At 55.7% G+C, this 22,142-nt stretch carries 19 protein-coding genes; 8 read left to right on the top strand and 11 right to left on the bottom strand.

Annotated features, from left to right (window positions below):
- Nucleotides 1–356: 356 nt before the first annotated feature.
- Nucleotides 357–1,301 carry a TIGR01212 family radical SAM protein gene (locus QQF33_RS07195; protein ID WP_285157631.1) on the top strand — a complete coding sequence of 315 codons (945 nt, stop codon included), beginning with the start codon at nucleotides 357–359 and terminating at the stop codon, nucleotides 1,299–1,301.
- Here the strand turns inward: QQF33_RS07195 and QQF33_RS07190 are convergent.
- Complete coding sequence (locus tag QQF33_RS07190) at nucleotides 1,278–2,780, bottom strand: helicase HerA-like C-terminal domain-containing protein (RefSeq protein ID WP_285157616.1); 1,503 nt, start codon at nucleotides 2,778–2,780, stop codon at nucleotides 1,278–1,280. The two genes, QQF33_RS07195 and QQF33_RS07190, sit on opposite strands and share 24 nt — an antisense overlap.
- Nucleotides 2,781–2,917: 137 nt before the next feature.
- Here QQF33_RS07190 and QQF33_RS07185 point away from each other — a divergent pair, with 137 nt between their 5' ends.
- On the top strand, nucleotides 2,918–4,555 hold the full coding sequence (locus tag QQF33_RS07185) for a dihydroxyacetone kinase subunit DhaK (RefSeq protein WP_285157615.1): 1,638 nt from the start codon (nucleotides 2,918–2,920) through the stop codon (nucleotides 4,553–4,555).
- A gap of 91 nt (nucleotides 4,556–4,646) precedes the next feature.
- Here QQF33_RS07185 and ahr read toward each other — a convergent pair whose 3' ends face one another.
- Nucleotides 4,647–5,666: an NADPH-dependent aldehyde reductase Ahr gene (gene ahr, locus QQF33_RS07180; protein WP_285157614.1), complete on the bottom strand. Its 1,020-nt coding sequence runs from the start codon at nucleotides 5,664–5,666 to the stop codon at nucleotides 4,647–4,649.
- Nucleotides 5,667–5,749: 83 nt separating this feature from the next.
- Nucleotides 5,750–6,253 (bottom strand): GNAT family N-acetyltransferase, encoded by a 504-nt coding sequence (locus QQF33_RS07175; RefSeq protein ID WP_285153838.1) that lies wholly within the window; start codon nucleotides 6,251–6,253, stop codon nucleotides 5,750–5,752.
- 329 nt (nucleotides 6,254–6,582) lie between these two features.
- On the opposite strand from QQF33_RS07175, the gene QQF33_RS07170 reads away from it, so the two are divergent.
- Nucleotides 6,583–7,113 carry a DUF943 family protein gene (locus QQF33_RS07170; protein ID WP_285157613.1) on the top strand — a complete coding sequence of 177 codons (531 nt, stop codon included), beginning with the start codon at nucleotides 6,583–6,585 and terminating at the stop codon, nucleotides 7,111–7,113.
- A gap of 41 nt (nucleotides 7,114–7,154) precedes the next feature.
- Here the strand turns inward: QQF33_RS07170 and QQF33_RS07165 are convergent, their stop codons facing one another.
- From QQF33_RS07165 to pepA, 3 genes are all read right to left on the bottom strand, one after another.
- Nucleotides 7,155–10,010, bottom strand: coding sequence for a valine--tRNA ligase (locus QQF33_RS07165; protein ID WP_285148129.1), 2,856 nt, complete (start codon nucleotides 10,008–10,010; stop codon nucleotides 7,155–7,157).
- On the bottom strand, nucleotides 10,010–10,453 hold the full coding sequence (gene holC / locus QQF33_RS07160) for a DNA polymerase III subunit chi (RefSeq protein WP_285157612.1): 444 nt from the start codon (nucleotides 10,451–10,453) through the stop codon (nucleotides 10,010–10,012). Before holC ends, QQF33_RS07165 begins: the two co-directional genes overlap by 1 nt.
- A gap of 119 nt (nucleotides 10,454–10,572) precedes the next feature.
- Nucleotides 10,573–12,084 (bottom strand): leucyl aminopeptidase, encoded by a 1,512-nt coding sequence (pepA, locus tag QQF33_RS07155; protein WP_282491838.1) that lies wholly within the window; start codon nucleotides 12,082–12,084, stop codon nucleotides 10,573–10,575.
- 266 nt (nucleotides 12,085–12,350) lie between these two features.
- On the opposite strand from pepA, the gene lptF reads away from it, so the two are divergent.
- The 5 genes from lptF (at nucleotide 12,351) to mtgA (ending at nucleotide 18,612) form a co-directional block, all read left to right on the top strand.
- Nucleotides 12,351–13,451 carry an LPS export ABC transporter permease LptF gene (gene lptF / locus QQF33_RS07150; protein WP_282491837.1) on the top strand — a complete coding sequence of 367 codons (1,101 nt, stop codon included), beginning with the start codon at nucleotides 12,351–12,353 and terminating at the stop codon, nucleotides 13,449–13,451.
- Nucleotides 13,451–14,533, top strand: a complete 1,083-nt coding sequence (gene lptG, locus QQF33_RS07145) for an LPS export ABC transporter permease LptG (RefSeq protein WP_282491836.1) — start codon at nucleotides 13,451–13,453, stop codon at nucleotides 14,531–14,533. Before lptF ends, lptG begins: the two co-directional genes overlap by 1 nt.
- Before the next feature lie 137 nt (nucleotides 14,534–14,670).
- Nucleotides 14,671–17,004 (top strand): aerobic respiration two-component sensor histidine kinase ArcB, encoded by a 2,334-nt coding sequence (arcB, locus tag QQF33_RS07140; protein ID WP_285145830.1) that lies wholly within the window; start codon nucleotides 14,671–14,673, stop codon nucleotides 17,002–17,004.
- Nucleotides 17,005–17,236: 232 nt separating this feature from the next.
- On the top strand, nucleotides 17,237–17,890 hold the full coding sequence (elbB, locus tag QQF33_RS07135; protein WP_285157611.1) for an isoprenoid biosynthesis glyoxalase ElbB: 654 nt from the start codon (nucleotides 17,237–17,239) through the stop codon (nucleotides 17,888–17,890).
- Complete coding sequence (gene mtgA, locus QQF33_RS07130; RefSeq protein WP_285148131.1) at nucleotides 17,887–18,612, top strand: monofunctional biosynthetic peptidoglycan transglycosylase; 726 nt, start codon at nucleotides 17,887–17,889, stop codon at nucleotides 18,610–18,612. Before elbB ends, mtgA begins: the two co-directional genes overlap by 4 nt.
- An 8-nt stretch (nucleotides 18,613–18,620) precedes the next feature.
- Here mtgA and npr read toward each other — a convergent pair whose 3' ends face one another.
- The 5 genes from npr to rpoN all read right to left on the bottom strand — a co-directional run bounded on the left by npr (nucleotide 18,621) and on the right by rpoN (nucleotide 22,107).
- Nucleotides 18,621–18,893 carry a PTS phosphocarrier protein NPr gene (gene npr / locus QQF33_RS07125; RefSeq protein ID WP_095283587.1) on the bottom strand — a complete coding sequence of 91 codons (273 nt, stop codon included), beginning with the start codon at nucleotides 18,891–18,893 and terminating at the stop codon, nucleotides 18,621–18,623.
- The gene (gene rapZ / locus QQF33_RS07120; RefSeq protein WP_095283586.1) at nucleotides 18,890–19,744 is read right to left on the bottom strand and encodes an RNase adapter RapZ; all 855 of its coding nucleotides are present in this window, start codon (nucleotides 19,742–19,744) and stop codon (nucleotides 18,890–18,892) included. The genes npr and rapZ overlap by 4 nt, the downstream gene beginning before the upstream one ends.
- A 45-nt stretch (nucleotides 19,745–19,789) precedes the next feature.
- Nucleotides 19,790–20,281 carry a PTS IIA-like nitrogen regulatory protein PtsN gene (gene ptsN / locus QQF33_RS07115; protein WP_282491832.1) on the bottom strand — a complete coding sequence of 164 codons (492 nt, stop codon included), beginning with the start codon at nucleotides 20,279–20,281 and terminating at the stop codon, nucleotides 19,790–19,792.
- Between the two features lie 82 nt (nucleotides 20,282–20,363).
- Nucleotides 20,364–20,651, bottom strand: a complete 288-nt coding sequence (gene hpf, locus QQF33_RS07110) for a ribosome hibernation promoting factor (protein WP_095283584.1) — start codon at nucleotides 20,649–20,651, stop codon at nucleotides 20,364–20,366.
- 22 nt (nucleotides 20,652–20,673) lie between these two features.
- A complete protein-coding gene (rpoN, locus tag QQF33_RS07105) occupies nucleotides 20,674–22,107 on the bottom strand; it encodes an RNA polymerase factor sigma-54 (protein WP_282491831.1) in 1,434 nt (477 codons plus the stop codon).
- Nucleotides 22,108–22,142: the final 35 nt, after the last annotated feature.

Below are 22,142 nucleotides of genomic sequence, written 5' to 3'. Positions count from 1 at the left end.
CGCGTTTTGCATCGGCGAAAGGCAGGGGTAAGGCGCGGGGGAGTGTGATCTGACTCACTATATGAAAGCGGTATTATCCCTCAGCCATGCTGAATAGCGGATTTTTTACAGGATAATAATCTGGTACTGGCAGTGGCGACGCATCATCACACTGTTTTACAGCTGTGGGGCGATAAGTGAAAAAATCCGCTGCAACATAAGGAAAAGTCATTGCCTGAATGATGAATGAAATTGCAGTAATAATGAGTTTTTATTCAAATGAATAATAGCCGTCCAGGGCGATTGATCCAGGTCATCGCCGACAGAGGCTAAAAATGGCAGGCTTGTCCCCTTTCTCCGGGACGGTCTATCAGATTATGCAGTTACAGAAATTAGTCAATATGTTTGGTGGGGATCTTTCACGCCGCTACGGCCAGAAGGTCCACAAGCTGACGCTGCACGGCGGTTTTAGCTGCCCAAATCGCGATGGCACCATCGGGCGTGGCGGCTGTACTTTCTGTAATGTTGCCTCCTTTGCCGACGAAGCGCAGCAGCACAACTCTATTGCCGACCAGCTTTCTCATCAGGCGAGCCTGGTCAATCGCGCGAAGCAGTATCTGGCCTATTTCCAGGCCTACACCAGCACCTTTGCGGAAGTGCAGGTTCTGCGTTCCATGTACCAGCAAGCCGTGAGCCAGGCCAATATCGTCGGTTTGTGTGTCGGTACGCGTCCGGACTGCGTCCCGGAAGCGGTGCTGGATCTGCTGAGTGAATATAAAGATCTGGGCTATGAAGTCTGGCTGGAACTGGGCTTGCAGACCGCGCACGACAAAACGCTGCACCGAATCAATCGTGGTCATGATTTTGCCTGCTATCAGAAAACAACAAGACTGGCCCGCGAGCGCGGTTTAAAAGTCTGCTCACATCTGATTGTCGGCCTGCCGGGCGAAGGTCAGCAGCAGGGTCTGGAAACTCTGGAAAGGGTCGTTGAGACGGGCGTCGACGGCATTAAGCTCCATCCGCTACATATCGTTACTGGCAGCACTATGGCGAAAGCCTGGGAGGCCGGGCGGTTAAACGGTATTGAGCTGGAGGAGTACACCGTGACGGCGGGAGAGATGATTCGCCATACGCCGCCGGAGGTGATTTACCACCGTATCTCCGCCAGCGCCCGCCGCCCAACGCTCCTCGCGCCGCTGTGGTGCGAAAACCGCTGGACGGGGATGGTCGAGCTGGATCGCTATTTGAATCAGCACGGCGTACAAGGCTCAGCGCTCGGCACGCCGTGGGTCTCCCCGCTACCGGCGACGACCGCCCAGTAAACTCCCCAGCATGCCGCGCACAATCTGATTGGTCACCTGCCGCGCGGCGCTTTTGGCCATAGTTTGCACCACGCCATCGCGTTTACCCCCACGTGGCCCGGTGCTGCCGAACAGAATGTCTTTCAGACCGCCGAGAATACCGTCGTCCACGGCGACATTGCCGCCTTTGGCCGCAGGGGACTGCTGTTGTTCTGTGTTCGCCTGGACGCCTTTCTGCAGCATTTCGAACGCGGATTCCTGATCCACTTCATCCTCATATTTGCCGTAGACCGGCGAGTGATTGATCAAAGCGTTACGTTCGTCGTCCGTGACCGGCCCCATCCGCGAGAATGGCGCAATCACCATCGCACGTTCAACGACGGACGGGCTGCCTTTGGCGTCGAGGAATGAAATCAGCGCTTCGCCGGTTCCCAGCGCCTGAATCGCCCCTTCCGTATCAAACGCCGGATTGGCGCGCATGGTTTGCGCTGCCGCTTTCACCGCTTTCTGATCTTTCGGCGTAAAGGCCCGCAGCGCGTGCTGCACGCGATTCCCAAGCTGGCCCAGCACGTTATCCGGGATGTCGGACGGGTTCTGCGAGACAAAATAGACGCCCACGCCTTTGGATCGGATCAGGCGAATCACCTGTTCGATTTTATCCAGAAGCACCTGCGGGGCGTCGCTGAACAGCAGATGGGCTTCGTCAAAGAAGAAAACAATCTTAGGCTTATCCAGATCGCCCGCTTCCGGCAGTTGTTCATAGAGTTCTGAGAGCATCCACAGCAGGCTGGCGGCATAGAGCTTTGGCATCTGATAAAGCTTTTCAGCGCTCAGAATGTTAATAATGCCTTTGCCGTTACTGTCGGTGCGCATCCAGTCTTTGATATCCAGCATTGGCTCGCCGAAGAAATGCTCCGCGCCCTGTTGTTCGAGGGTGAGCAGTCCGCGCTGAATGGCGCCGACCGAGGCGGGGCTGATATTCCCGTACTGATTCTGGAAGGATTTGGCGTTATCGCCGATGTACTGGGTAATGGCGCGCAGATCTTTGAAATCGAGCAGCAGCAGGCCCTGATCGTCGGCGATGCGGAAAATAATGTTCAACACGCCAGACTGGACCTCGTTAAGGGTTAACAACCGCGCCAGCAGCAGCGGGCCGAGATCCGAGACGGTCGCGCGCACCGGATGACCTTTCTCACCGAAAATATCCCATACCACCACCGGATTGGCCTGCGGTTGCCAGTCGGTCACGCCGATGTTTTTCAGCCGCTCAAGCAGTTTCTCCGACGCTGTGCCTTCCTGGGCGACGCCGGTTAAATCACCTTTCACGTCGGCCATAAAAACCGGCACGCCGATACTTGAAAATGACTCCGCCAGCTTTTGCAGGGTCACGGTTTTCCCCGTCCCGGTGGCGCCGGTTATCAGCCCGTGGCGGTTCGCCATGCCTGGCAGCAAGAACAGCTCTTTATCCAGCGTCCGGGCAATCAGCAGTGGTGTACTCATGGTGCGCATCCTCTCTTTGTCCTGCGTCGAGTATAGGCAACCTGACGGCAATTTGACTCAGTAAATTCCTGACTTTGCGGCGCAATATCCAACGCGGACTATGCTTTTGCATACGATTCACAAAAAGTTGGAAAGCTATGTCCAGATTCTTTTTTAATGACCGCAAACAGCTGGTCAACGACGCCATTGAAGGCATACTGATCTCCGCGCCGCATGGCAATTTGGTCAAACTCGATATCGATCCCGCCATTCGCGTGGTGGCCCGCAGTGACTGGGATAAAAGCCGGGTGGCGGTCATTTCCGGCGGGGGTTCCGGCCACGAACCGGCGCATGCAGGGTTTGTCGGCAAAGGGATGCTAACCGCAGCGGTGTGCGGCGATCTGTTTGCTTCTCCTAGCGTGGATGCGGTGCTGAACGCCATCGTGGCGGTGACGGGCGATCGTGGGTGCCTGCTGATCGTCAAAAACTACACTGGCGATCGTCTGAACTTCGGTCTTGCAGCGGAAAAAGCCAAACGCTACGGGCTGAAAGTCGAGATGATCATTGTGGCCGATGACATCGCGCTGCCGGACAACAAACAGCCGCGCGGGATTGCGGGCACGGCGCTGGTCCACAAAATCGCGGGTTATGCGGCGGAGAAAGGCAAGTCCCTGAGCGACGTTTGGGATATCGCGCAGCAGGCCTGCGATAACCTCTGGAGCCTCGGTGTGGCGATGCAGACCTGTAATCTGCCGGGAGGTGACGACGAAGAGGGGCGCATCAAGCAGGGGCACGTCGAGCTGGGCCTGGGTATTCACGGCGAGCCGGGGGCATCGGTAGCCGATACGCAAAACAGCAAAGCGATAATCGACACGCTGGTTGCGCCGCTCAAAGAGAAAGCAGGCGACGGGCGTTTTGCGGTACTGATCAACAATCTCGGCGGCGTGTCGGCGCTGGAGATGGCGCTGCTGACCAAAGAGCTGGCCCATTCGGCGCTTAAGGATCAGATCGCGTATCTGATTGGTCCTGCACCGCTGGTGAGTTCGCTGGATATGAAGGGCTTTTCTTTATCTCTGCTCAGGCTGAATGAGACCTTCGAGCAGGCGCTGAATGAGCCTGTCGAAACCATCGGCTGGCAAAAACCCGTGGCGTTTGCGCCGCTGCGTACCCTGGCGCATACGGCTATTCAGGATCGCGTGGACTCTACGCCGTCAGAAAATGCGCAGGTGGCTGCACTCGTTGCGGGCGCGACGCAAACGCTGGTCGATCTGGAAAATCGCCTGAATGCGCTGGATGCCAAAGTGGGCGACGGCGATACGGGGTCGACCTTTGCGCAAGGCGCGCGGGACATTGCGCAGCTGTTGCAGGAGAAGCAACTGCCGCTGAATGACGTGCCGAAACTGCTGCTGTTAATCGGCGAACGGCTGGCGACGGTGATGGGCGGATCGAGCGGCGTGCTGATGTCGATCTTCTTTACCGCGGCCGGGCAGCAGCTACAGGACGGTAAACCGTTGGCGGAGGCTTTGCTGAGCGGGCTTGCACAAATGAAGCAGTACGGAGGGGCGGATCTCGGCGATCGTACATTGATCGATGCGCTGCAACCGGCGCTGGAAGCGTTGCAAAAAGGGGATATCCAGGCTGCTGCGCAGGCGGCGAAGCAGGGGGCAGAAGCAACCGCGAGCATGCAAAAAGCCGGAGCGGGGCGTTCGTCGTATGTGAATAAAGAAAATCTGGATGGGGTGACCGATCCGGGAGCGGTGGCGGTAGCAGAGGTGTTTGCGACGTTGGCGCGATAGGTAAAAAATGCCCGGTGGCGCTACGCTTACCGGGCCTACAAAACCTAACCGTAGGCCGGGTAAGGCGCAGCCGCCACCCGGCAATTCAGCCTTAGAAGTCCGCTTTCAACACCACGCGGTAACGGGCTTTACCGTCGCGTACGTGCTGGATGGCTTCGTTGATTTTTGACATCGGATACAGTTCGGTGGTCGGTGCCACTTTGGTGCGGCCCGCGAACTTCATCAGTTTGCGCAGTTCAAACGGTGTGCCGGTAGCGGAACCGGAAATGCTGCGATCGCCACCGATCAGGGTGAAGGCCGGGACCGGAAGAGGCTTCAGCACTGCGCCGACGGTATGGAAATTCCCGCCGTAGGCCAGCGCTTCGAAGTACGGCTGCCAGTCGAGATCGACGTTCACGGTGTTGATGATCAAATCAAACTGACCGGCCAGCGCTTTCAGCAGTTCAGGGTCGCGGCTGTTGACTACTTTATCGGCCCCCATCGCCAGCACTTCTTTCTCTTTCGCCGGATTGGAGCTGAACGCAGTGACTTCGCAGCCCATGGCGTGCAGCAATTTGATGGCGATATGGCCTAAACCGCCGATACCAATGACGCCGACGCGGCTGGTGGCAGTGACATGATGCATCAGAAGCGGTTTGAAGACGGTAATACCGCCGCACAGCAGTGGGCCTGCGGATTCAATATCAATGCTGTCCGGGAGCGGAATGACCCACTGCCAGTCTGCGCGGAGTTTGTCGGCGAAGCCGCCTTTATTGAGGATGGTCGGCACTGAGCCTTCCAGACAGTTGATCTGGTTGCCGCTGATACAGGCGTCGCAATGGCCGCAGCTGCGGGCGGTCCAGCCAATTCCCACACGCTGGCCGATCTTCAGCCCTTTGTCCTGAGCCGCTGTGCCCAGCGCCACCACGCGGCCAATCACTTCGTGTCCGGCGACCAGCGGATAGCTCGAGAAGCCCCACTCGTTGTCGATCATCGACAGGTCTGAGTGGCAAATCCCGCAATAGTCGACCTGCACTTCGACGTCTTCTGCTTTCAGCTCGCCCGCATCGTATTCGTACAGTTCAAGTTCTGCACCTGCCTGCGGCGCGGCATAGCTTTTTATCTTCGACATCGTCTTTCCCCCGTATTGGTGTGAACTGAGAGTGTAGAGCATTCAGTTTACAGCCGCTTAACAGAAGAGGGCAGGAAAGAGATTTACAGAGTTTTCAGCATCCTGACTTCGCAATCGACATGACCAGTGCAGCCCAGCGGCGCGTCGATGTGTTCAAAGCCCAGATGTTCGTACAGGCCGATAGCTTCTTTAAGGAAGGCGGTGGTTTCGAGGTAACAGCGTTTGAAGCCCTGTGAGCGAGCGTGATCCATCGCCAGCAGCGCCAGCTTTTTCGCCAGCCCCTGCCCACGCACTGTCGGCAGGAAGTACATCTTTTGCAGCTCGCAGATATCCGACTCGCTGCAGCTCAGCGGTGCGACTCCGCCTCCGCCGACGACGCTGCCGTTTTGTTCAATCACCCAGTAGGCATGGCCCGGCTGGCTGTAGAGCTGGAACAGTTCGTCGAGATTCGGGTCCGCAACCGTATAGCCTTTATCGGCCGTCAGACCGTACTCCGCCGACACTTCGCGGATCACCGCGGCGATACCGGCGTTATCTTGCTCTGTGATCCGACGCATAGCGGCTGCGACGGGGGTAATCACGCTCATAGCATTACTCATGACAAAAATTGACACACAACTGCAGTTAATAGCACCGCAGAAAGGGGAGTGCAAGCGAGGATCATTCATATGTGGGAATTTTTATCCGAGTACTGAGCTGATGGTTTATCTGAGAATTATTGTTTGGTAGATTGAATTTATATTTGCGAAGGTGTTTAAGTTGAAATAAATAATTTCTATGTGTGGTGGTGTTTTTATTCATAGGGATGATGAAATATGAACCTTGATATGTGTTTATCAATCCGGTTCGCATATGTAAATTACGCGCATCTCATCAAGTCTAACGCCCATATTCATGTTTGCTATGGAGTCTATTAATGACATATTCGAAGCGTAAAATATTCTTAGGTGCGGTGCTAATTCTTACAGGCAGTTATCTCTTATGGGCGCAGCGCCCTGTAAATATTATTCGTGCTGGAGATCGATTTGAGTATGACCCTCGCTTCAAACAGGGGCTTTATAAAGGAAGTGAAATGGGGTTTAGTGATAATGAGGCTTATGACATCGTAGTTGATCACATGCCCTTAACCGAATGGGGGCGAATCCACTGGTATCTTGATCATAAGGCTGAACTTAAAAATAAATACAATATCCCGGCTTCCTCCTCTTACCATATTACCTTTTGGGATATCGGTGACGGGTTTATTGACGGTGATAAATCTGGCGACGGTGATTTAGCCTGTTTTAACAAAGTAGATAATTCAAACGAGAATTGCCTTGAGAAAGAGGTATTACTCTCCGTGGATTTTGACAAAGGCAGATGGGAAGAATTTCATTTTCATGGCTGCGATAGTTATTGGTTTATTATGCCGAATGGACACCCTGGATTATTTTATAAGACCCAATAAAAAAGCCGGAGATTTCTCCGGCTTTTCAATCACAGCGCTAATTACAGCGCAGCAATAACCGCCTGCTGCTCAATCAGCTTCGCTTTCGCGTCAGCGAAGGCGACCAGACGTTCACGCTCTTTGGCGATAACGGCTTCAGGGGCACGGGCAACGAAACCTTCGTTAGACAGTTTGCTCTCGATTTTCCCGATTTCCAGTTCGACTTTGGCGACTTCTTTTGCCAGACGAGCCAGTTCGGTTTCTTTGTCGATAAGCCCTGCCATTGGGATCAGCAGCTCGGCGCCTTCAATGATTTTGGTCACGGAAACCGGACCTTTGTCATCGGCTGGCAGCACGGTGATGCTTTCCAGACGCGCCATGTTCTGCAGGAAGCTGCTGTTCTCAGTCACGCGACGCACCGCCGCTTCGCTGCAGCCACGCAGCAGCAGTTCCAGCGGTTTGCCTGGAGAGAGGTTCATCTCGGCGCGAATGTTACGGATCGCCACAATCGCCTGTTTCAGCCATTCGGTATCGGACGCTGCGGCTTCATCAACCTGCGCTGCATCGAACTCCGGGAACGGCTGCAGCATGATGGTGTCGGCAGTGATGCCTTTGATGACTTTCACACGCTGCCAGATGGTCTCGGTGATGAACGGGATGATTGGGTGCGCGAGACGCAGCAAGCCTTCCAGAACGGTAATCAGCGTGTTACGCGTGCCGCGCAGTTCCGCTTCGTTACCGCCGTTCATGACCGGCTTGGTCAGCTCCAGATACCAGTCGCAGAACTGGTTCCAGGTGAACTCGTACAGAATGCCTGCCGCGATGTCGAAGCGATAGGTATCCAGCGCTTCACGATACGCTTTAATGGTCTGGTTGAACTCCGCCAGGATCCAGCGATCCGCCAGAGACAGGGTCATTTCGCCGCCGTTGAAGCCGCAATCCTGATCTTCGGTGTTCATCAGCACGAAGCGGCTGGCGTTCCACAGCTTGTTACAGAAGTTGCGGTAACCTTCCAGACGTTTCATGTCCCAGTTGATGTCGCGACCGGTAGAGGCCAGCGCCGCCAGGGTGAAACGCAGGGCGTCGGTGCCGTGCGGCTCGATGCCGTCCGGGAATTGCTTCTCGGTGCGCTTGCGAATTTTTTCCGCCAGCTGCGGCTGCATCATGTTGCCGGTACGTTTCTCCAGCAGGTCTGCCAGAGAAATGCCGTCCACCATATCCAGCGGGTCAATCACGTTGCCCTTGGATTTGGACATCTTCTGGCCTTCGTCGTCACGAATCAGACCGGTCATGTAGACGGTATGGAACGGAACCTGCGGCTTGCCGTTTTCATCTTTGATGAAGTGCATGGTCATCATGATCATGCGGGCAATCCAGAAGAAGATGATGTCGAAGCCAGAGACCATCACGCTGGTTGGGTGGAACTGACGCAGGGCGTCGGTGTTTTCCGGCCAGCCGAGGGTGGAGAAGGTCCACAGGGCGGAGGAGAACCAGGTGTCCAGAACATCGTCGTCCTGGCGCAGGGCGACGTCAGCGCCCAGGTTGTTTTCCTGACGCACTTCTTCTTCGGTGCGGCCAACGTACACGTTGCCGTCGTTGTCATACCAGGCCGGGATACGGTGACCCCACCACAGCTGACGAGAGATACACCAGTCCTGAATATCGCGCATCCAGGAGAAGTACATGTTTTCATACTGCTTAGGAACGAACTGGATGTCGCCGTTTTCAACCGCTTCAACCGCCGGTTTCGCCAGCACGTCAGCGCGGACGTACCACTGGTCGGTCAGCATCGGTTCGATCACCACGCCGCCACGGTCGCCGTAAGGAACGGTAAGATCGTGAGGTTTGATCTCTTCCAGCAGGCCGAGTGCGTCGATGGCAGCCACAACGGCTTTGCGCGCGGCGAAACGTTCCAGTTTCTGGAATTCAGCCGGGATCTCAGCGGAGTAAACGTCAGACTCTTCGCCTTTGGTGTCATACACTTCCGCGCTTTCACGGATATCACCGTCAAAGGTCAGAATATTAATCATCGGCAGGGCGTGACGACGGCCCACTTCATAGTCGTTGAAATCGTGCGCCGGGGTGATTTTCACGCAGCCGGTGCCTTTTTCCATATCGGCGTGTTCATCGCCCAGGATCGGAATGCGGCGGTTTACCAGCGGCAGAACCACGAATTTGCCAATCAGATCTTTGTAGCGCGGATCTTCCGGGTTAACGGCCACGCCGGTATCACCCAGCAGGGTTTCCGGACGGGTGGTCGCCACCACCAGGTAATCTTTACCGTCTGCGGTTTTTGCGCCATCGGCCAGCGGATAGCGGATGTGCCACATGGAGCCTTTAGACTCGCGGTTTTCCACTTCCAGATCGGAGATCGCGGTGCGCAGTTTCGGGTCCCAGTTGACCAGGCGTTTGCCACGGTAAATCAGGTCTTCTTTGTACAGGCGGACGAAGACTTCTTTAACGGCGTTGGAAAGGCCTTCATCCATGGTGAAGCGCTCGCGCTCCCAGTCCACGGAGTTGCCGAGACGGCGCATCTGACGGGTAATGGTGCCGCCAGATTCCGCTTTCCACTGCCAGATTTTGTCGATGAACGCGTCGCGACCGTAGTCGTGGCGGGTTTTACCTTCTTCAGCGGCAATCTTACGCTCCACCACCATCTGGGTTGCGATACCCGCGTGGTCAGTACCAGCCTGCCACAGGGTGTTTTTGCCCTGCATGCGCTGGTAGCGGATCATGGTATCCATGATGGTTTGCTGGAAAGCATGACCCATATGCAAACTGCCGGTGACGTTCGGCGGCGGGATCATGATGCAGAAGGACTCTTTGCTTTCATCGCCATTAGGCTTGAAATAGCCCTGCTCTTCCCAGTGCTCGTAAAGCGGCTGTTCGATATCTCGTGGGTTGTATGTCTTTTCCATTATTTCCAGGTTGCCGTATTCAGGTTAAAACCAGCCAGGCGGTACGCCTTGTAGCGTTCGCGCGCCAGTTGTTTCAGAGAATCTTCGTGAGGGACAAAGTCTACCACTTCTGTGAAAGCGGTGGCAAAATCTGCAAAGCCGATACGCAGGCTGATCAGAATATCGCGCGCGCTGCTGTTACGCTTTTGCGGCCAGGCGATTTCCACCGGTGCGCCGCCGCGCGGACCTTCTCCCGACAAATTATGCGGAACAAAACTTTCGGGCGGCCTTGCCCACAGCGCTTCGTCGAGGCGAATCGCCTGCGCTTCATCTTCGCAGGCAATCAGGACGCGTTTACCGCTGCGCCAACGTTCTGCGGCAATTTCACACACCAGATGCTCGACGGCGCTTAAGCCATCGGCGGTGTTGTCGTTGTCCAGAAGGTAGAACGTTGCATTCTTCATATATGGGGCTTCTTGTGGTCACTTTAAACGGGTGCCCGGTGGCGCTGCGCTTACCGGGCCTACGGTTACGAGCCATGTTGTAGGCCGGGTAAGGCGAAGCCGCCACCCGGCATGTAACATTACTCTTCGCCGTTAAAACCCGCGCGGTTGAGCAGGAACTGCGACAGCAGGGCGACCGGACGACCGGTGGCGCCTTTAGCTTTACCGGAGCGCCATGCGGTGCCAGCGATGTCGAGGTGCGCCCAGTTGTACTTGCGGGTAAAGCGCGCCAGGAAGCAGCCTGCGGTGATGGCACCGCCAGGACGGCCGCCGATGTTGGCCATATCCGCGAAGTTAGACTCCAGCTGCTCCTGATACTCATCGCCAAGCGGCAGACGCCACGCGCGGTCGCCCGCTTGCTCGGACGCGCCGATCAGCTCATGGGCCAGCGGATTGTGGTTCGACAGCAGGCCGGTGATGTGATGGCCGAGGGCAATCACACAGGCACCGGTCAGCGTCGCCACGTCGATCACCGCTTCAGGATCAAAGCGCTCAACGTAGGTCAGCACGTCGCACAGCACCAGACGGCCTTCGGCGTCGGTGTTCAGTACTTCAACGGTCTGGCCGGACATGGTGGTTAGGACATCGCCTGGACGATACGCGCGACCGCCAGGCATGTTTTCGCAGCCCGCCAGCACGCCGATGACGTTAATCGGCAGCTGAAGCTCCGCGACCATACGCATCACGCCGTACACCGCCGCCGCACCGCACATGTCGTACTTCATCTCATCCATGCCTTCGGCTGGCTTGATGGAGATACCGCCGGAGTCAAAGGTGAGCCCTTTGCCGACCAGCACGATAGGACGCGCGTCTTCGGACGGATTGCCTTTGTACTCGATGACCGACATCAGCGATTCGTTTTGCGAACCGTTGCCGACCGCAAGGTACGAGTGCATCCCCAACTCTTTCATCTGCTGTTCGCCGATGACACGGGTGACGACGTTTTTGCTGTAGGAATCGGCCAGCTGACGCGCCTGAGACGCCAGGTAACCGGCATTACAGATGTTTGGCGGCATGTTGCCGAGATCTTTCGCCGCTTTGATTCCAGCGGCAATCGCCAGACCGTGCTGAATGGCGCGCTCGCCGCTGGTCAGCTCGCGACGAGTTGGGACGTTAAAGACCATTTTACGCAGCGGACGACGCGGTTCGCTTTTGTTGGTCTTCAGTTGATCAAAACTGTAGAGGCTCTCTTTCGCGGTCTCAACGGCCTGACGCACTTTCCAGTAGGTGTTGCGACCTTTCACGTGCAGTTCGGTCAGGAAGCAGACGGCTTCCATTGAGCCGGTATCATTCAGGGTATTAATAGTTTTCTGAATGACCTGCTTATACTGGCGCTCATCCAGCTCGCGCTCTTTGCCACAGCCAATCAGCAGAATGCGTTCGGACAGCACGTTGGGAACATGGTGCAGCAACAGCGTCTGCCCAGGTTTGCCTTCCAGTTCGCCACGGCGCAGCAGGGCGCTGATGTAGCCGTCACTGATTTTATCGAGTTGCTCGGCGATCGGGGAGAGTCGGCGTGGTTCAAAGACGCCCACAACGATGCAGGCACTCCGCTGTTTCTCCGGGCTACCGCTTTTTACACTGAACTCCATGCACTACGCTCCTGAATCTTAAAGACAACGACGGCTGCTACGGATAGAATTGAAACCTTTCGTAACTCATGTCCGCTGTTGTGGTGACTTCGTGTTAATCTTACGTTACTACAGTTTCGGCACGTCAAAAAATATCCTGAAGCGCGACACCGCCGTGTTTTTAAATTTTAGCGATGTTTTCGACGACTCAAGAGAATAAATGACGTTTAAGCCATGAAACAAGCAATTTTCCAGCAAAGAGACGGGTTTTTACGGGCGTATTTAAAGTGATAATCATAAGATATCTGGTGCGGGAGACGCTCAAAAGCCAGCTGGCGATCCTTTTCATCTTACTTCTGATCTTTTTCTGCCAGAAGTTAGTCAGGATCCTCGGCGCGGCCGTTGACGGTGAAATCCCAACAAATCTGGTGCTTTCTCTGCTCGGATTAGGCGTGCCCGAAATGGCGCAGCTTATTCTGCCGCTTAGCCTTTTCCTCGGCCTGCTGATGACGCTGGGGAAACTCTATACCGAAAGTGAAATCACGGTGATGCATGCCTGCGGCTTGAGTAAAGCCGTGCTGGTGAAAGCCGCGATGGTGCTGGCGTTGTTCACGGGTATCGTGGCGGCGGTGAACGTCATGTGGGCCGGTCCCTGGTCTTCCCGACATCAGGATGAAGTGCTGGCCGAAGCCAAAGCCAACCCTGGCATGGCGGCGCTTGCGCAGGGCCAGTTCCAGCAGGCCACCGACGGCAGTTCAGTCCTCTTTATTGAAAGCGTCAGTGGCAGTCGTTTCAACGACGTTTTCCTCGCGCAAATCCGTACCAAAGGCAATGCCCGTCCTTCCGTGGTGGTTGCAGATTCCGGCCAGCTCTCCCAGCGTAAAGACGGTTCTCAGGTGGTGACGCTGAACCAGGGCACCCGCTTTGAAGGCACTGCGCTGCTTCGTGACTTCCGTATTACCGATTTCCAGAACTATCAGGCGATTATTGGCCATCAGAACGTGGCGCTCGATCCGACGGATACCGAGCAGATGGACATGCGGACCCTGATGAATACCGATACCAACCGCGCTCGAGCTGAGCTGCACTGGCGCCTGACGCTAGTATTCACGGTGTTTATGATGGCACTGATGGTCGTGCCGCTGAGCGTGGTCAACCCGCGCCAGGGCCGTGTGCTTTCGATGTTGCCAGCCATGTTGCTCTATCTGGTGTTCTTCCTGCTGCAAACGTCGATCAAGTCTAACGGCGGCAAAGGTAAGCTCGACCCGATGATTTGGATGTGGGTGGTCAACGGTCTGTACCTGTTGCTGGCAGTGGTATTAAACCTGTGGGACAGCGTGCCGATGCGCCGCATGCGTGCCCGTTTTGTGCGTAAAGGAGCGGTGTAATGCAGGCTTTTCGCGTTCTTGACCGCTATATCGGTAAAACCATTTTTACCACCATCATGATGACCTTGTTCATGCTGGTGTCGCTCTCGGGCATCATCAAGTTTGTCGACCAGCTGAAAAAGGCAGGGCAGGGGAGCTATGACGCCCTGGGTGCCGGGATGTATACCCTTCTCAGCATTCCAAAAGATGTGCAGATCTTCTTCCCGATGGCCGCGCTGTTAGGCGCACTGCTGGGTCTGGGGATGCTGGCCCAGCGCAGTGAACTGGTGGTGATGCAGGCTTCCGGCTTTACCCGTATGCAGGTGGCGATGTCGGTGATGAAAACCGCGATCCCGCTGGTTCTCCTGACGATGGCCATCGGCGAATGGGTTGCGCCGCAGGGCGAGCAGATGGCGCGTAATTACCGTGCGCAAGCCATGTACGGCGGCTCGTTGCTTTCGACCCAGCAAGGGCTGTGGGCGAAAGACGGTCACAACTTTGTTTACATTGAACGAGTGAAAGGCGATGACGAACTGGGCGGCGTGAGTATTTACGCCTTCAACGATAATCGTCGTCTGCAGTCCGTGCGTTATGCCGCCACGGCGAAATTCGATCCGGCGCAAAAGCTCTGGCGTTTGTCGCAGGTGGACGAATCCAATCTGACCGATCCTAAGCAAATCACCGGGTCGCAAACCGTGTCCGGCACCTGGAAAACCAATCTGACGCCTGACAAACTGGGCGTGGTGGCGCTGGATCCGGATGCGCTGTCGATCAGCGGTTTGCATAACTACGTGAAGTACCTGAAGTCGAGCGGCCAGGACGCCGGACGTTATCAGCTCAACATGTGGAGCAAAATCTTCCAGCCGATGTCCGTGGCGGTGATGATGCTGATGGCCCTGTCGTTTATCTTCGGGCCGCTGCGTAGCGTGCCGATGGGCGTGCGCGTGGTGACCGGTATCAGCTTCGGCTTTGTCTTCTACGTGCTGGACCAGATTTTTGGCCCGCTGACGCTGGTCTACGGAATTCCTCCGCTGATTGGCGCGCTGCTCCCGAGCGCCTCGTTCCTCCTGATAAGCCTCTGGCTGCTTCTCAGACGCTCCTGATCGCCACACCTCCTCACTCCCGCATCGCCGGGAGTGAGGCTAATCTCCTGATTCACGCCGCACTTTTTCACACAACCTTCAACGCCTTGCCCGGAATTTGAGTATTATTGAGCGATGAAGTCGTGAAGGGATCCCCTATGAAGCAAATTCGTATGCTTGCACAGTACTACGTCGACCTGATGATGAAGCTCGGCCTGGTACGTTTCTCACTGCTGTTGGCTCTGGCGCTGGTGGTGCTGGCGATTGTCGTGCAGATGGCCGTCACTATGGTGCTCCACGGCCAGGTTGAAAGTATCGACGTTATCCGCTCGATCTTCTTTGGCCTGTTGATCACTCCCTGGGCGGTCTATTTCCTGTCGGTGGTGGTGGAACAGCTGGAAGAGTCGCGCCAGCGTCTTTCCCGCCTGGTGCAAAAGCTTGAAGAGATGCGCGAGCGCGATCTCAAACTTAACGTCCAGCTGAAAGATAACATTGCGCAGCTGAACCAGGAGATTTCGGATCGTGAGAAAGCGGAAGCCGAACGTCAGGCGACGCTGGAACAGCTGAAGGTAGAGATGAAAGAGCGTGAAGTCACGCAGATCCAGCTTGAGCAGCAATCCTCCTTTCTGCGCTCCTTCCTCGACGCTTCGCCGGACCTGGTTTTCTATCGCAACGAGGATAAAGAGTTCTCCGGCTGTAACCGGGCGATGGAGCTGCTGACAGGCAAAAGCGAAAAACAGCTGATTCACCTCAAGCCGCAGGATGTCTACTCCGAAGAGGCTGCAGCCAAGGTTATCGAAACCGACGAGAAGGTGTTCCGTCATAACGTCTCCCTGACCTACGAGCAGTGGCTGGATTATCCCGACGGTCGCAAAGCCTGTTTCGAAATCCGTAAAGTGCCTTACTACGATCGCGTGGGGAAACGCCACGGCCTGATGGGCTTTGGGCGCGATATTACCGAACGTAAGCGCTACCAGGATGCGCTGGAGCGCGCCAGCCGCGACAAGACGACCTTCATTTCAACCATCAGCCACGAGCTGCGTACGCCGCTGAACGGTATCGTCGGCCTGAGCCGCATTCTGCTGGATACCGACCTGACCGGCGAGCAGGAAAAATACCTCAAGACCATCCACGTTTCCGCGGTGACGCTGGGCAATATCTTCAACGATATTATCGATATGGATAAAATGGAGCGCCGTAAAGTCCAGCTGGATAACCAGCCTGTCGACTTCACCGGGTTCCTGGCGGATCTTGAAAACCTCTCCGGCCTGCAGGCCCAGCAAAAAGGGCTGCGCTTTGTGCTTGAGCCGTCCCTGCCGCTGCCGCATAAAGTGGTGACGGACGGTACGCGTCTGCGCCAGATCCTGTGGAATCTCATCAGTAACGCCGTCAAGTTCACCCAGAAGGGTGAAGTGGTGGTGCGGATCCGCTTCGACGCGGGCGATATGCTGCACTTCGAGGTGGAAGATTCCGGGATCGGTATTCCGCAGGAGGAGCAGGACAAGATCTTCGCCATGTATTATCAGGTGAAAGACAGCAATGGCGGCAAACCGGCAACGGGCACCGGGATTGGCCTGGCCGTATCGCGCCGTCTGGCGAAGAGCATGGGCGGGGATATCACCGTTTCCAGCCAGCAGGGCAAAGGCTCGATCTTTACCCTGACGGTGCATGCGCCTGCGGTCGCCGAAGAGGTGGAAGATACCTTCGAGAACGACGAACTGCCGCTGCCGGCCCTGCACGTCCTGCTGGTGGAAGATATTGAGCTGAACGTGATTGTTGCCCGCTCCGTACTGGAGAAACTGGGGAACAGCGTGGATGTGGCGATGACCGGAACGGCCGCGCTGGAGATGTTCACGCCGGGCGAGTATGACCTCGTGCTGCTGGATATTCAGCTGCCGGACATGACCGGGCTGGATATCTCTCGCGAGCTAACGCGTCGTTATGCCCGCGATGAGTTGCCGCCGCTGGTGGCCCTGACCGCGAACGTGCTGAAGGACAAAAAAGAGTACCTCGATGCCGGGATGGACGACGTGCTCAGCAAACCGCTGGCGGTGCCTGCCCTGACTGCCATGATCAAGAAGTTCTGGGATACCAATGACGAAGAGGAGAGCACGATGACGCCTGTAGAGAGCGAAAAAGCACAATCACTTCTGGATATCGCGATGCTTGAGCAGTACATCGATTTGGTCGGGCCGAAGCTGATTACCGATGGCCTGGCCGTGTTCGAGAAAATGATGCCGGGCTATTTGAACGTGCTGGAATCCAACCTGACGGCGCGCGATCAGAAAGGTATCGTCGAAGAAGGGCACAAAATAAAAGGTGCGGCCGGTTCAGTCGGATTACGTCATTTGCAGCAGTTGGGTCAGCAGATCCAGTCTCCGGATTTACCGGCGTGGTGGGATAACGTGGGTGAATGGGTTGAGGAGATGAAACAAGAGTGGCAGAACGACGTCGACGTGTTGAAAGCCTGGGTGGAATCCAGAAAAAAATGACCCCGGCTAAACCGGGGTGCGCGAATACTGCGCCAACACCAGGGAAATCTTGGCCGCGCCTGTTTTTTTAGTATTGTGACTACATTGACGCTGCCTGAAAATTTAGGCCGCACGCAGATAAGATAGCAAATCTTAAATGATTTGTTACAGGAATCAGTGAAATGTGTGAAGCATAGCGTTTTAATCAAAATTATTAATGTGCTTCAGACAGTTGGAGAGAAGGAACAGCGAAATGAAAAAGGTGGGTGTAGTCCTGAGCGGATGCGGCGTTTACGACGGCGCAGAGATTCACGAGTCCGTTCTGACGCTGCTTGCGCTGGCAAAACAGGGGGCGGAAGCCGTCTGTTTTGCGCCGGATAAAAATCAGGCAGATGTTATCAATCATTTGTCTGGTGAATCGATGCCTGAAACCCGCAATGTGCTGATTGAAGCCGCGCGCATTGCCCGGGGCAATATCCAGCCGCTGGCGCAGGCCAATGCCGATGAGCTGGACGCCCTGATCGTGGCGGGTGGTTTTGGTGCGGCGAAAAATTTGAGTAATTTCGCAAGCCAGGGCAGTGAATGCCGGGTGGACGACGCGCTGAAAAACCTGGCGCAGCAGATGCACGCCGCGGGTAAACCGCTGGGCTTTATGTGCATCGCCCCGGCAATGCTGCCTAAGATTTTTGATTTCCCGCTGCGTCTCACCATTGGGACGGACATCGATACCGCTGAAGTGATCGAAGAGATGGGCGGCGAGCACGTCCCGTGCCCGGTGGAAGATATCGTTGTCGATGAGGACAACAAAATCGTCACTACCCCTGCCTATATGCTGGCGCAAAACATCGCCGAAGCGGCAACCGGCATTGAGAAGCTGGTGGAACGTGTTATGGTGCTCTCCCGGTGAGTAAAAAACGGTCTCCTGTCGCGTGGGCGAAACGCATTTTGCTGCGCGTGGTGCTGGCGCTGGCGGTGTTCTGGGGCGGCGGTATTGCGCTCTTCAGCATTCTGCCGGTGCCGTTTTCTGCGGTGATGGTCGAGCGCCAGCTCGGCGCATGGCTGACGGGGGATTTCAGCTATGTGGCCCACTCTGACTGGGTGAGCATGGATGAGATCTCACCCTGGATGGGTCTGGCGGTGATTGCGGCGGAAGATCAGAAATTCCCGGATCACTGGGGCTTTGACGTTTCGGCGATTGAAAAAGCGCTGGCCCACAATGAGCGTAACGAAAACCGCGTGCGCGGGGCTTCGACGCTTTCTCAGCAGACCGCGAAAAATCTGTTTTTATGGGATGGCAGAAGCTGGGTGCGAAAAGGGCTGGAAGCGGGCCTGACGTTAGGCATGGAAACCGTCTGGAGTAAAAAACGTATTCTGACGGTCTATCTGAATATCGCCGAATTTGGTGATGGGGTGTTTGGTGTCGAGGCGGCAGCTCAGCGCTATTTCCACAAACCTGCCAGCCGCCTGACCCTCGCCGAGGCCGCGCTGCTGGCCGCGGTACTGCCGAACCCCATCCGCTTTAAAGCGGATGCCCCGTCAGGGTACGTCCGCAATCGTCAGGCATGGATTATGCGCCAGATGCGACAGCTGGGCGGGGAAGGGTTTATGACCGGGAATAAATTGTACTAGATGAGGACTTAGTCCTCATCAAATCCAGCGTTGAACAGCGCCACGACCGCAGCCAGGGCTTCCACTTCCTGCGGGCCGGTCGCTTCCACTTCGATCTGACGTCCTTTTGCCGAATCCAGCATCAGCAGCGCAATCACGCTGTTGGCTTCTGCCTCTGTGCCTTCGTCGTTACGCAGCAGCACTTCGGCATCAAACCCTTGCATCAGTTCAAACAGCTTCATCGCCGGGCGGGCGTGCATGCCCAGCTTGTTGGTGATTTCAACAGTATGTTTTACGGTCATGTTTTACGTTTTTCCAGCGTGCGATGACGAGACTGAACGTTTTTACCGCGTGAGCGGAAATAATCGGCCAGCTGTTCGGCAATATACACCGAACGATGTTTACCGCCGGTACAACCAATCGCCACCGTCAGGTAACTGCGGTTGTTGGTTTCCAGCATAGGTAACCATAGCTCAAGGTAGCTTCGCGTCTGGTAGATAAAATTGTGAACTTCTGTGTGCCGGTCAAGGAACGCCGCCACCGGCTTGTCCAGACCGGTCATTGGACGCAGTTTCGGATCCCAGTGCGGGTTCGGCAGGAAGCGCACGTCGAAGACATAATCCGCATCGATGGGAATGCCGTGTTTGAAACCAAAGGACTCGAACACCATCGTCAGCTCACGCTCGCGTTTGCCCAGCAGACGGGTACGCAGCATCTCTGCCAGCTCGTGAACGGACATCTCGGAGGTATCGACGATCAGATCTGCGCGGGAACGCAGGGGCTCCAGCAGATCGCTCTCTTCGTCGATGGCGCTCTCGAGCGACAGATTCTTGCTGGACAGCGGGTGCAGACGACGGGTGTCGCTGTAGCGACGGATCAGCGTGTTACGGTCAGCGTCCAGGAACAGCAGCTGAGGTGTGAAGTTCTCCGGCAGGCTGTTCATTGCCTGCTCGAAGATTTCCGGGGATTCCGGCATGTTACGCACGTCGATACTGACGGCGGCAGAGATCTGCCGGTCCGCCAGCGTCCGCGCCAGGTCAGGCAGCAGCACTACCGGAAGGTTGTCGACGCAGTAAAATCCCATATCTTCAAGGGCGCGCAAGGCCACGGATTTCCCCGAGCCTGAACGACCGCTGACGATCATCAGCACCATGTTCCGTTTCTCCTCACGACTGCAGATGTGAAGGCCATCTCCTGGTTACGCATCATCCTGATTGCCTTCCGCTTCGGTGATAATTTGGTACAGCTCTTCATCACTTTGGGCTGCGCGCAGACGGCGGCAAATGGTTTTATCCGCCAGACGTTTTGCCACCAGCGAAAGCGTATGCAGATGGGTTTTCGTCTGGTCAGCAGGCACCAGGAGAGCGAAAAGCAAATCCACCGGCTGGTTATCAATCGCATCAAAAGCGATCGGCGTTTCAAGCTGCACAAAAACGCCGACGGCGCGTAGTGTGTCTTCTTCCAGTTTGCCATGTGGAATGGCAATGCCATTGCCGATGCCGGTACTGCCCATTTTTTCACGGGTCAGAATGGCCTCGAACACCACCTGAGGTGGCAGGCTTAACTGTTTAGCGGCCAGTTCACTGATGATCTCCAGAGCGCGTTTTTTGCTCTGGCAGTGAACGCCACTGCGGGTACATTCCTGGTTAAGGACATGACTCAATTGAAGCGAGGAATCGTTGTTCATCATAATTTCACCTAAGCGCTAACTGTACAAATGGCCTGTTGTGTTTCACAACAGGCCGCCCTGCACCCGTTAACTGCCCGGACAATTAGTGTTGTTTCAGTTTATCTTTATGTTTATTAAGCTGTCGTGCCAGCTTGTCAATCAAGCCGTCGATAGCCGCATACATGTCTTGCCCTTCCGCACTGGCATGGATTTCGCCCCCGTTAATATGCAGGGTTGCGTCCGAGATATGAGTCACTTTCTCCACTTTTAACACAATGTAGACCTGGTTGATCCTCTCGAAATACTGCTCCAGCTTGGCGAATTTGGTATTCACAAAATCGCGCAGGGCTTCAGTGATCTCGACGTTGTGTCCTGTGATGTTGAGCTGCATAGTGTCTTCCTTATCGGTTGTGTCAAACCAGTTGTTTACGCTGGTTAGACGGCGGAATGGATAAAGACTCTCGATACTTCGCAACAGTACGACGTGCCACCATAATACCCTGATCGGACAGCATGGTGGTTAACTTACTGTCACTCAGTGGCTTCGCGGGGTTTTCCGCGGCGATCAACTTCTTCACCAGAGCACGAATGGCCGTCGACGAGGCTTCGCCGCCGCCCTCGGTATTCACATGGCTGGAGAAGAAATACTTAAGCTCAAAAATACCGCGCGGGCTGTGCAGATACTTCTGCGTGGTCACGCGCGAAATGGTCGATTCGTGCATCTCGACGGCCTGGGCGATATCCGCCAGCACCATCGGTTTCATAAACTCTTCGCCCTGATCGAAAAACGCCTGCTGCTGCTCGACAATACAGCGACTGACCCGGAGCAAGGTATCATTTCGGCTCTCGAGGCTTTTGATCAGCCATCGCGCTTCCTGAAGATTGCTGCGGATGTATTGATTGTCGGAATCGTTGCGCACGCTGGTGCACATGGAGGCGTATTGCTGATTGATCTGCAGGCGAGGAATGCTGTCGGAATTGAGTTCAACGGTCCAGCGGCCATTGTGTTTGCGCACCAGCACGTCAGGGATCACATACTCAGGTTCGCCAGTCTGGATCGACTGTCCGGGGCGCGGATCGAGGGACTGAATCAGATTCACCGCCTCTTTCAGCACATCTTCTTTCAGACGCGTGACGCGCATCAGGGAGCGGAAGTCGTGATTCGCCAGCAGATCTAAATGCTCGCTGATGATCAGCCGCGCTTCGTCGATCCACGGCGTCTCTTTGGCGAACTGGGAGAGCTGGATCAACAGACAATCGCGCAGATCTTTCGCTGCGACGCCGACCGGATCAAAGCGCTGGATGCGCTTGAGCACCGCTTCGATCTCATCGAGATCGATATCGCCGTTGCCGACGCTCTCCAGAATATCTTCCAGCGAGACGGTCAAATAGCCGGTGTCATCCACGGCATCGACAATGGAGGTGGCAATCGCGCGATCGGTTTCGGTGAACGGCGTGAGCTCCACCTGCCACATCAGATAATCCTGCAGCGACTGGGTGGTTTCACCCTGATAGACGGGTAACTCGTCGTCCTGGTAGTCTGCACGCGTGCCGGAAGGCGTTCCGGCGGTGTAGATCTCATCCCAACTGGCATCGAGCGGGAGCTCGTCGGGCATCTCTTTTTGTTCGAGTGCGTCTGCCGTATCAAGGGATTCGGTGTCCTGCTTTTCCTGGGTATCTACCTCGTCATGAAGATCGGTTTGCTCCAGCAGTGGATTGCTATCCAGCGCTTGCTGGAGTTCCTGCTGAAGTTCTAACGTGGACAGCTGCAACAGACGGATCGCCTGTTGTAGCTGTGGCGTCATCGCCAGTTGCTGGCTGAGCCTTAATTGCAAACCTTGCTTCATGTTCAGAGCGTTTTTCCCCGCTTTGGCGTGACTTA

The sequence above is a fragment of the Lelliottia wanjuensis genome (genome assembly GCF_030238365.1).
Taxonomy (GTDB): Bacteria; Pseudomonadota; Gammaproteobacteria; order Enterobacterales; family Enterobacteriaceae; genus Enterobacter; species Enterobacter wanjuensis.
Note: the sequence above shows the minus strand (reverse complement) of the source record. Positions and strands in the feature narration are given on the sequence as shown.

Bases quoted from the DNA above. Each gene is read 5' to 3' on its own strand.
- QQF33_RS07195 (WP_285157631.1), top strand. From the start codon at position 357: ATGCAGTTACAGAAATTAGTCAATATGTTTGGTGGGGATCTTTCACGC.
- QQF33_RS07190 (WP_285157616.1), bottom strand. From the start codon at position 2,780: ATGAGTACACCACTGCTGATTGCCCGGACGCTGGATAAAGAGCTGTTC.
- QQF33_RS07185 (WP_285157615.1), top strand. From the start codon at position 2,918: ATGTCCAGATTCTTTTTTAATGACCGCAAACAGCTGGTCAACGACGCC.
- ahr (WP_285157614.1), bottom strand. From the start codon at position 5,666: ATGTCGAAGATAAAAAGCTATGCCGCGCCGCAGGCAGGTGCAGAACTT.
- QQF33_RS07175 (WP_285153838.1), bottom strand. From the start codon at position 6,253: ATGAGCGTGATTACCCCCGTCGCAGCCGCTATGCGTCGGATCACAGAG.
- QQF33_RS07170 (WP_285157613.1), top strand. From the start codon at position 6,583: ATGACATATTCGAAGCGTAAAATATTCTTAGGTGCGGTGCTAATTCTT.
- QQF33_RS07165 (WP_285148129.1), bottom strand. From the start codon at position 10,010: ATGGAAAAGACATACAACCCACGAGATATCGAACAGCCGCTTTACGAG.
- holC (WP_285157612.1), bottom strand. From the start codon at position 10,453: ATGAAGAATGCAACGTTCTACCTTCTGGACAACGACAACACCGCCGAT.
- pepA (WP_282491838.1), bottom strand. From the start codon at position 12,084: ATGGAGTTCAGTGTAAAAAGCGGTAGCCCGGAGAAACAGCGGAGTGCC.
- lptG (WP_282491836.1), top strand. From the start codon at position 13,451: ATGCAGGCTTTTCGCGTTCTTGACCGCTATATCGGTAAAACCATTTTT.
- arcB (WP_285145830.1), top strand. From the start codon at position 14,671: ATGAAGCAAATTCGTATGCTTGCACAGTACTACGTCGACCTGATGATG.
- elbB (WP_285157611.1), top strand. From the start codon at position 17,237: ATGAAAAAGGTGGGTGTAGTCCTGAGCGGATGCGGCGTTTACGACGGC.
- npr (WP_095283587.1), bottom strand. From the start codon at position 18,893: ATGACCGTAAAACATACTGTTGAAATCACCAACAAGCTGGGCATGCAC.
- rapZ (WP_095283586.1), bottom strand. From the start codon at position 19,744: ATGGTGCTGATGATCGTCAGCGGTCGTTCAGGCTCGGGGAAATCCGTG.
- ptsN (WP_282491832.1), bottom strand. From the start codon at position 20,281: ATGATGAACAACGATTCCTCGCTTCAATTGAGTCATGTCCTTAACCAG.
- hpf (WP_095283584.1), bottom strand. From the start codon at position 20,651: ATGCAGCTCAACATCACAGGACACAACGTCGAGATCACTGAAGCCCTG.
- rpoN (WP_282491831.1), bottom strand. From the start codon at position 22,107: ATGAAGCAAGGTTTGCAATTAAGGCTCAGCCAGCAACTGGCGATGACG.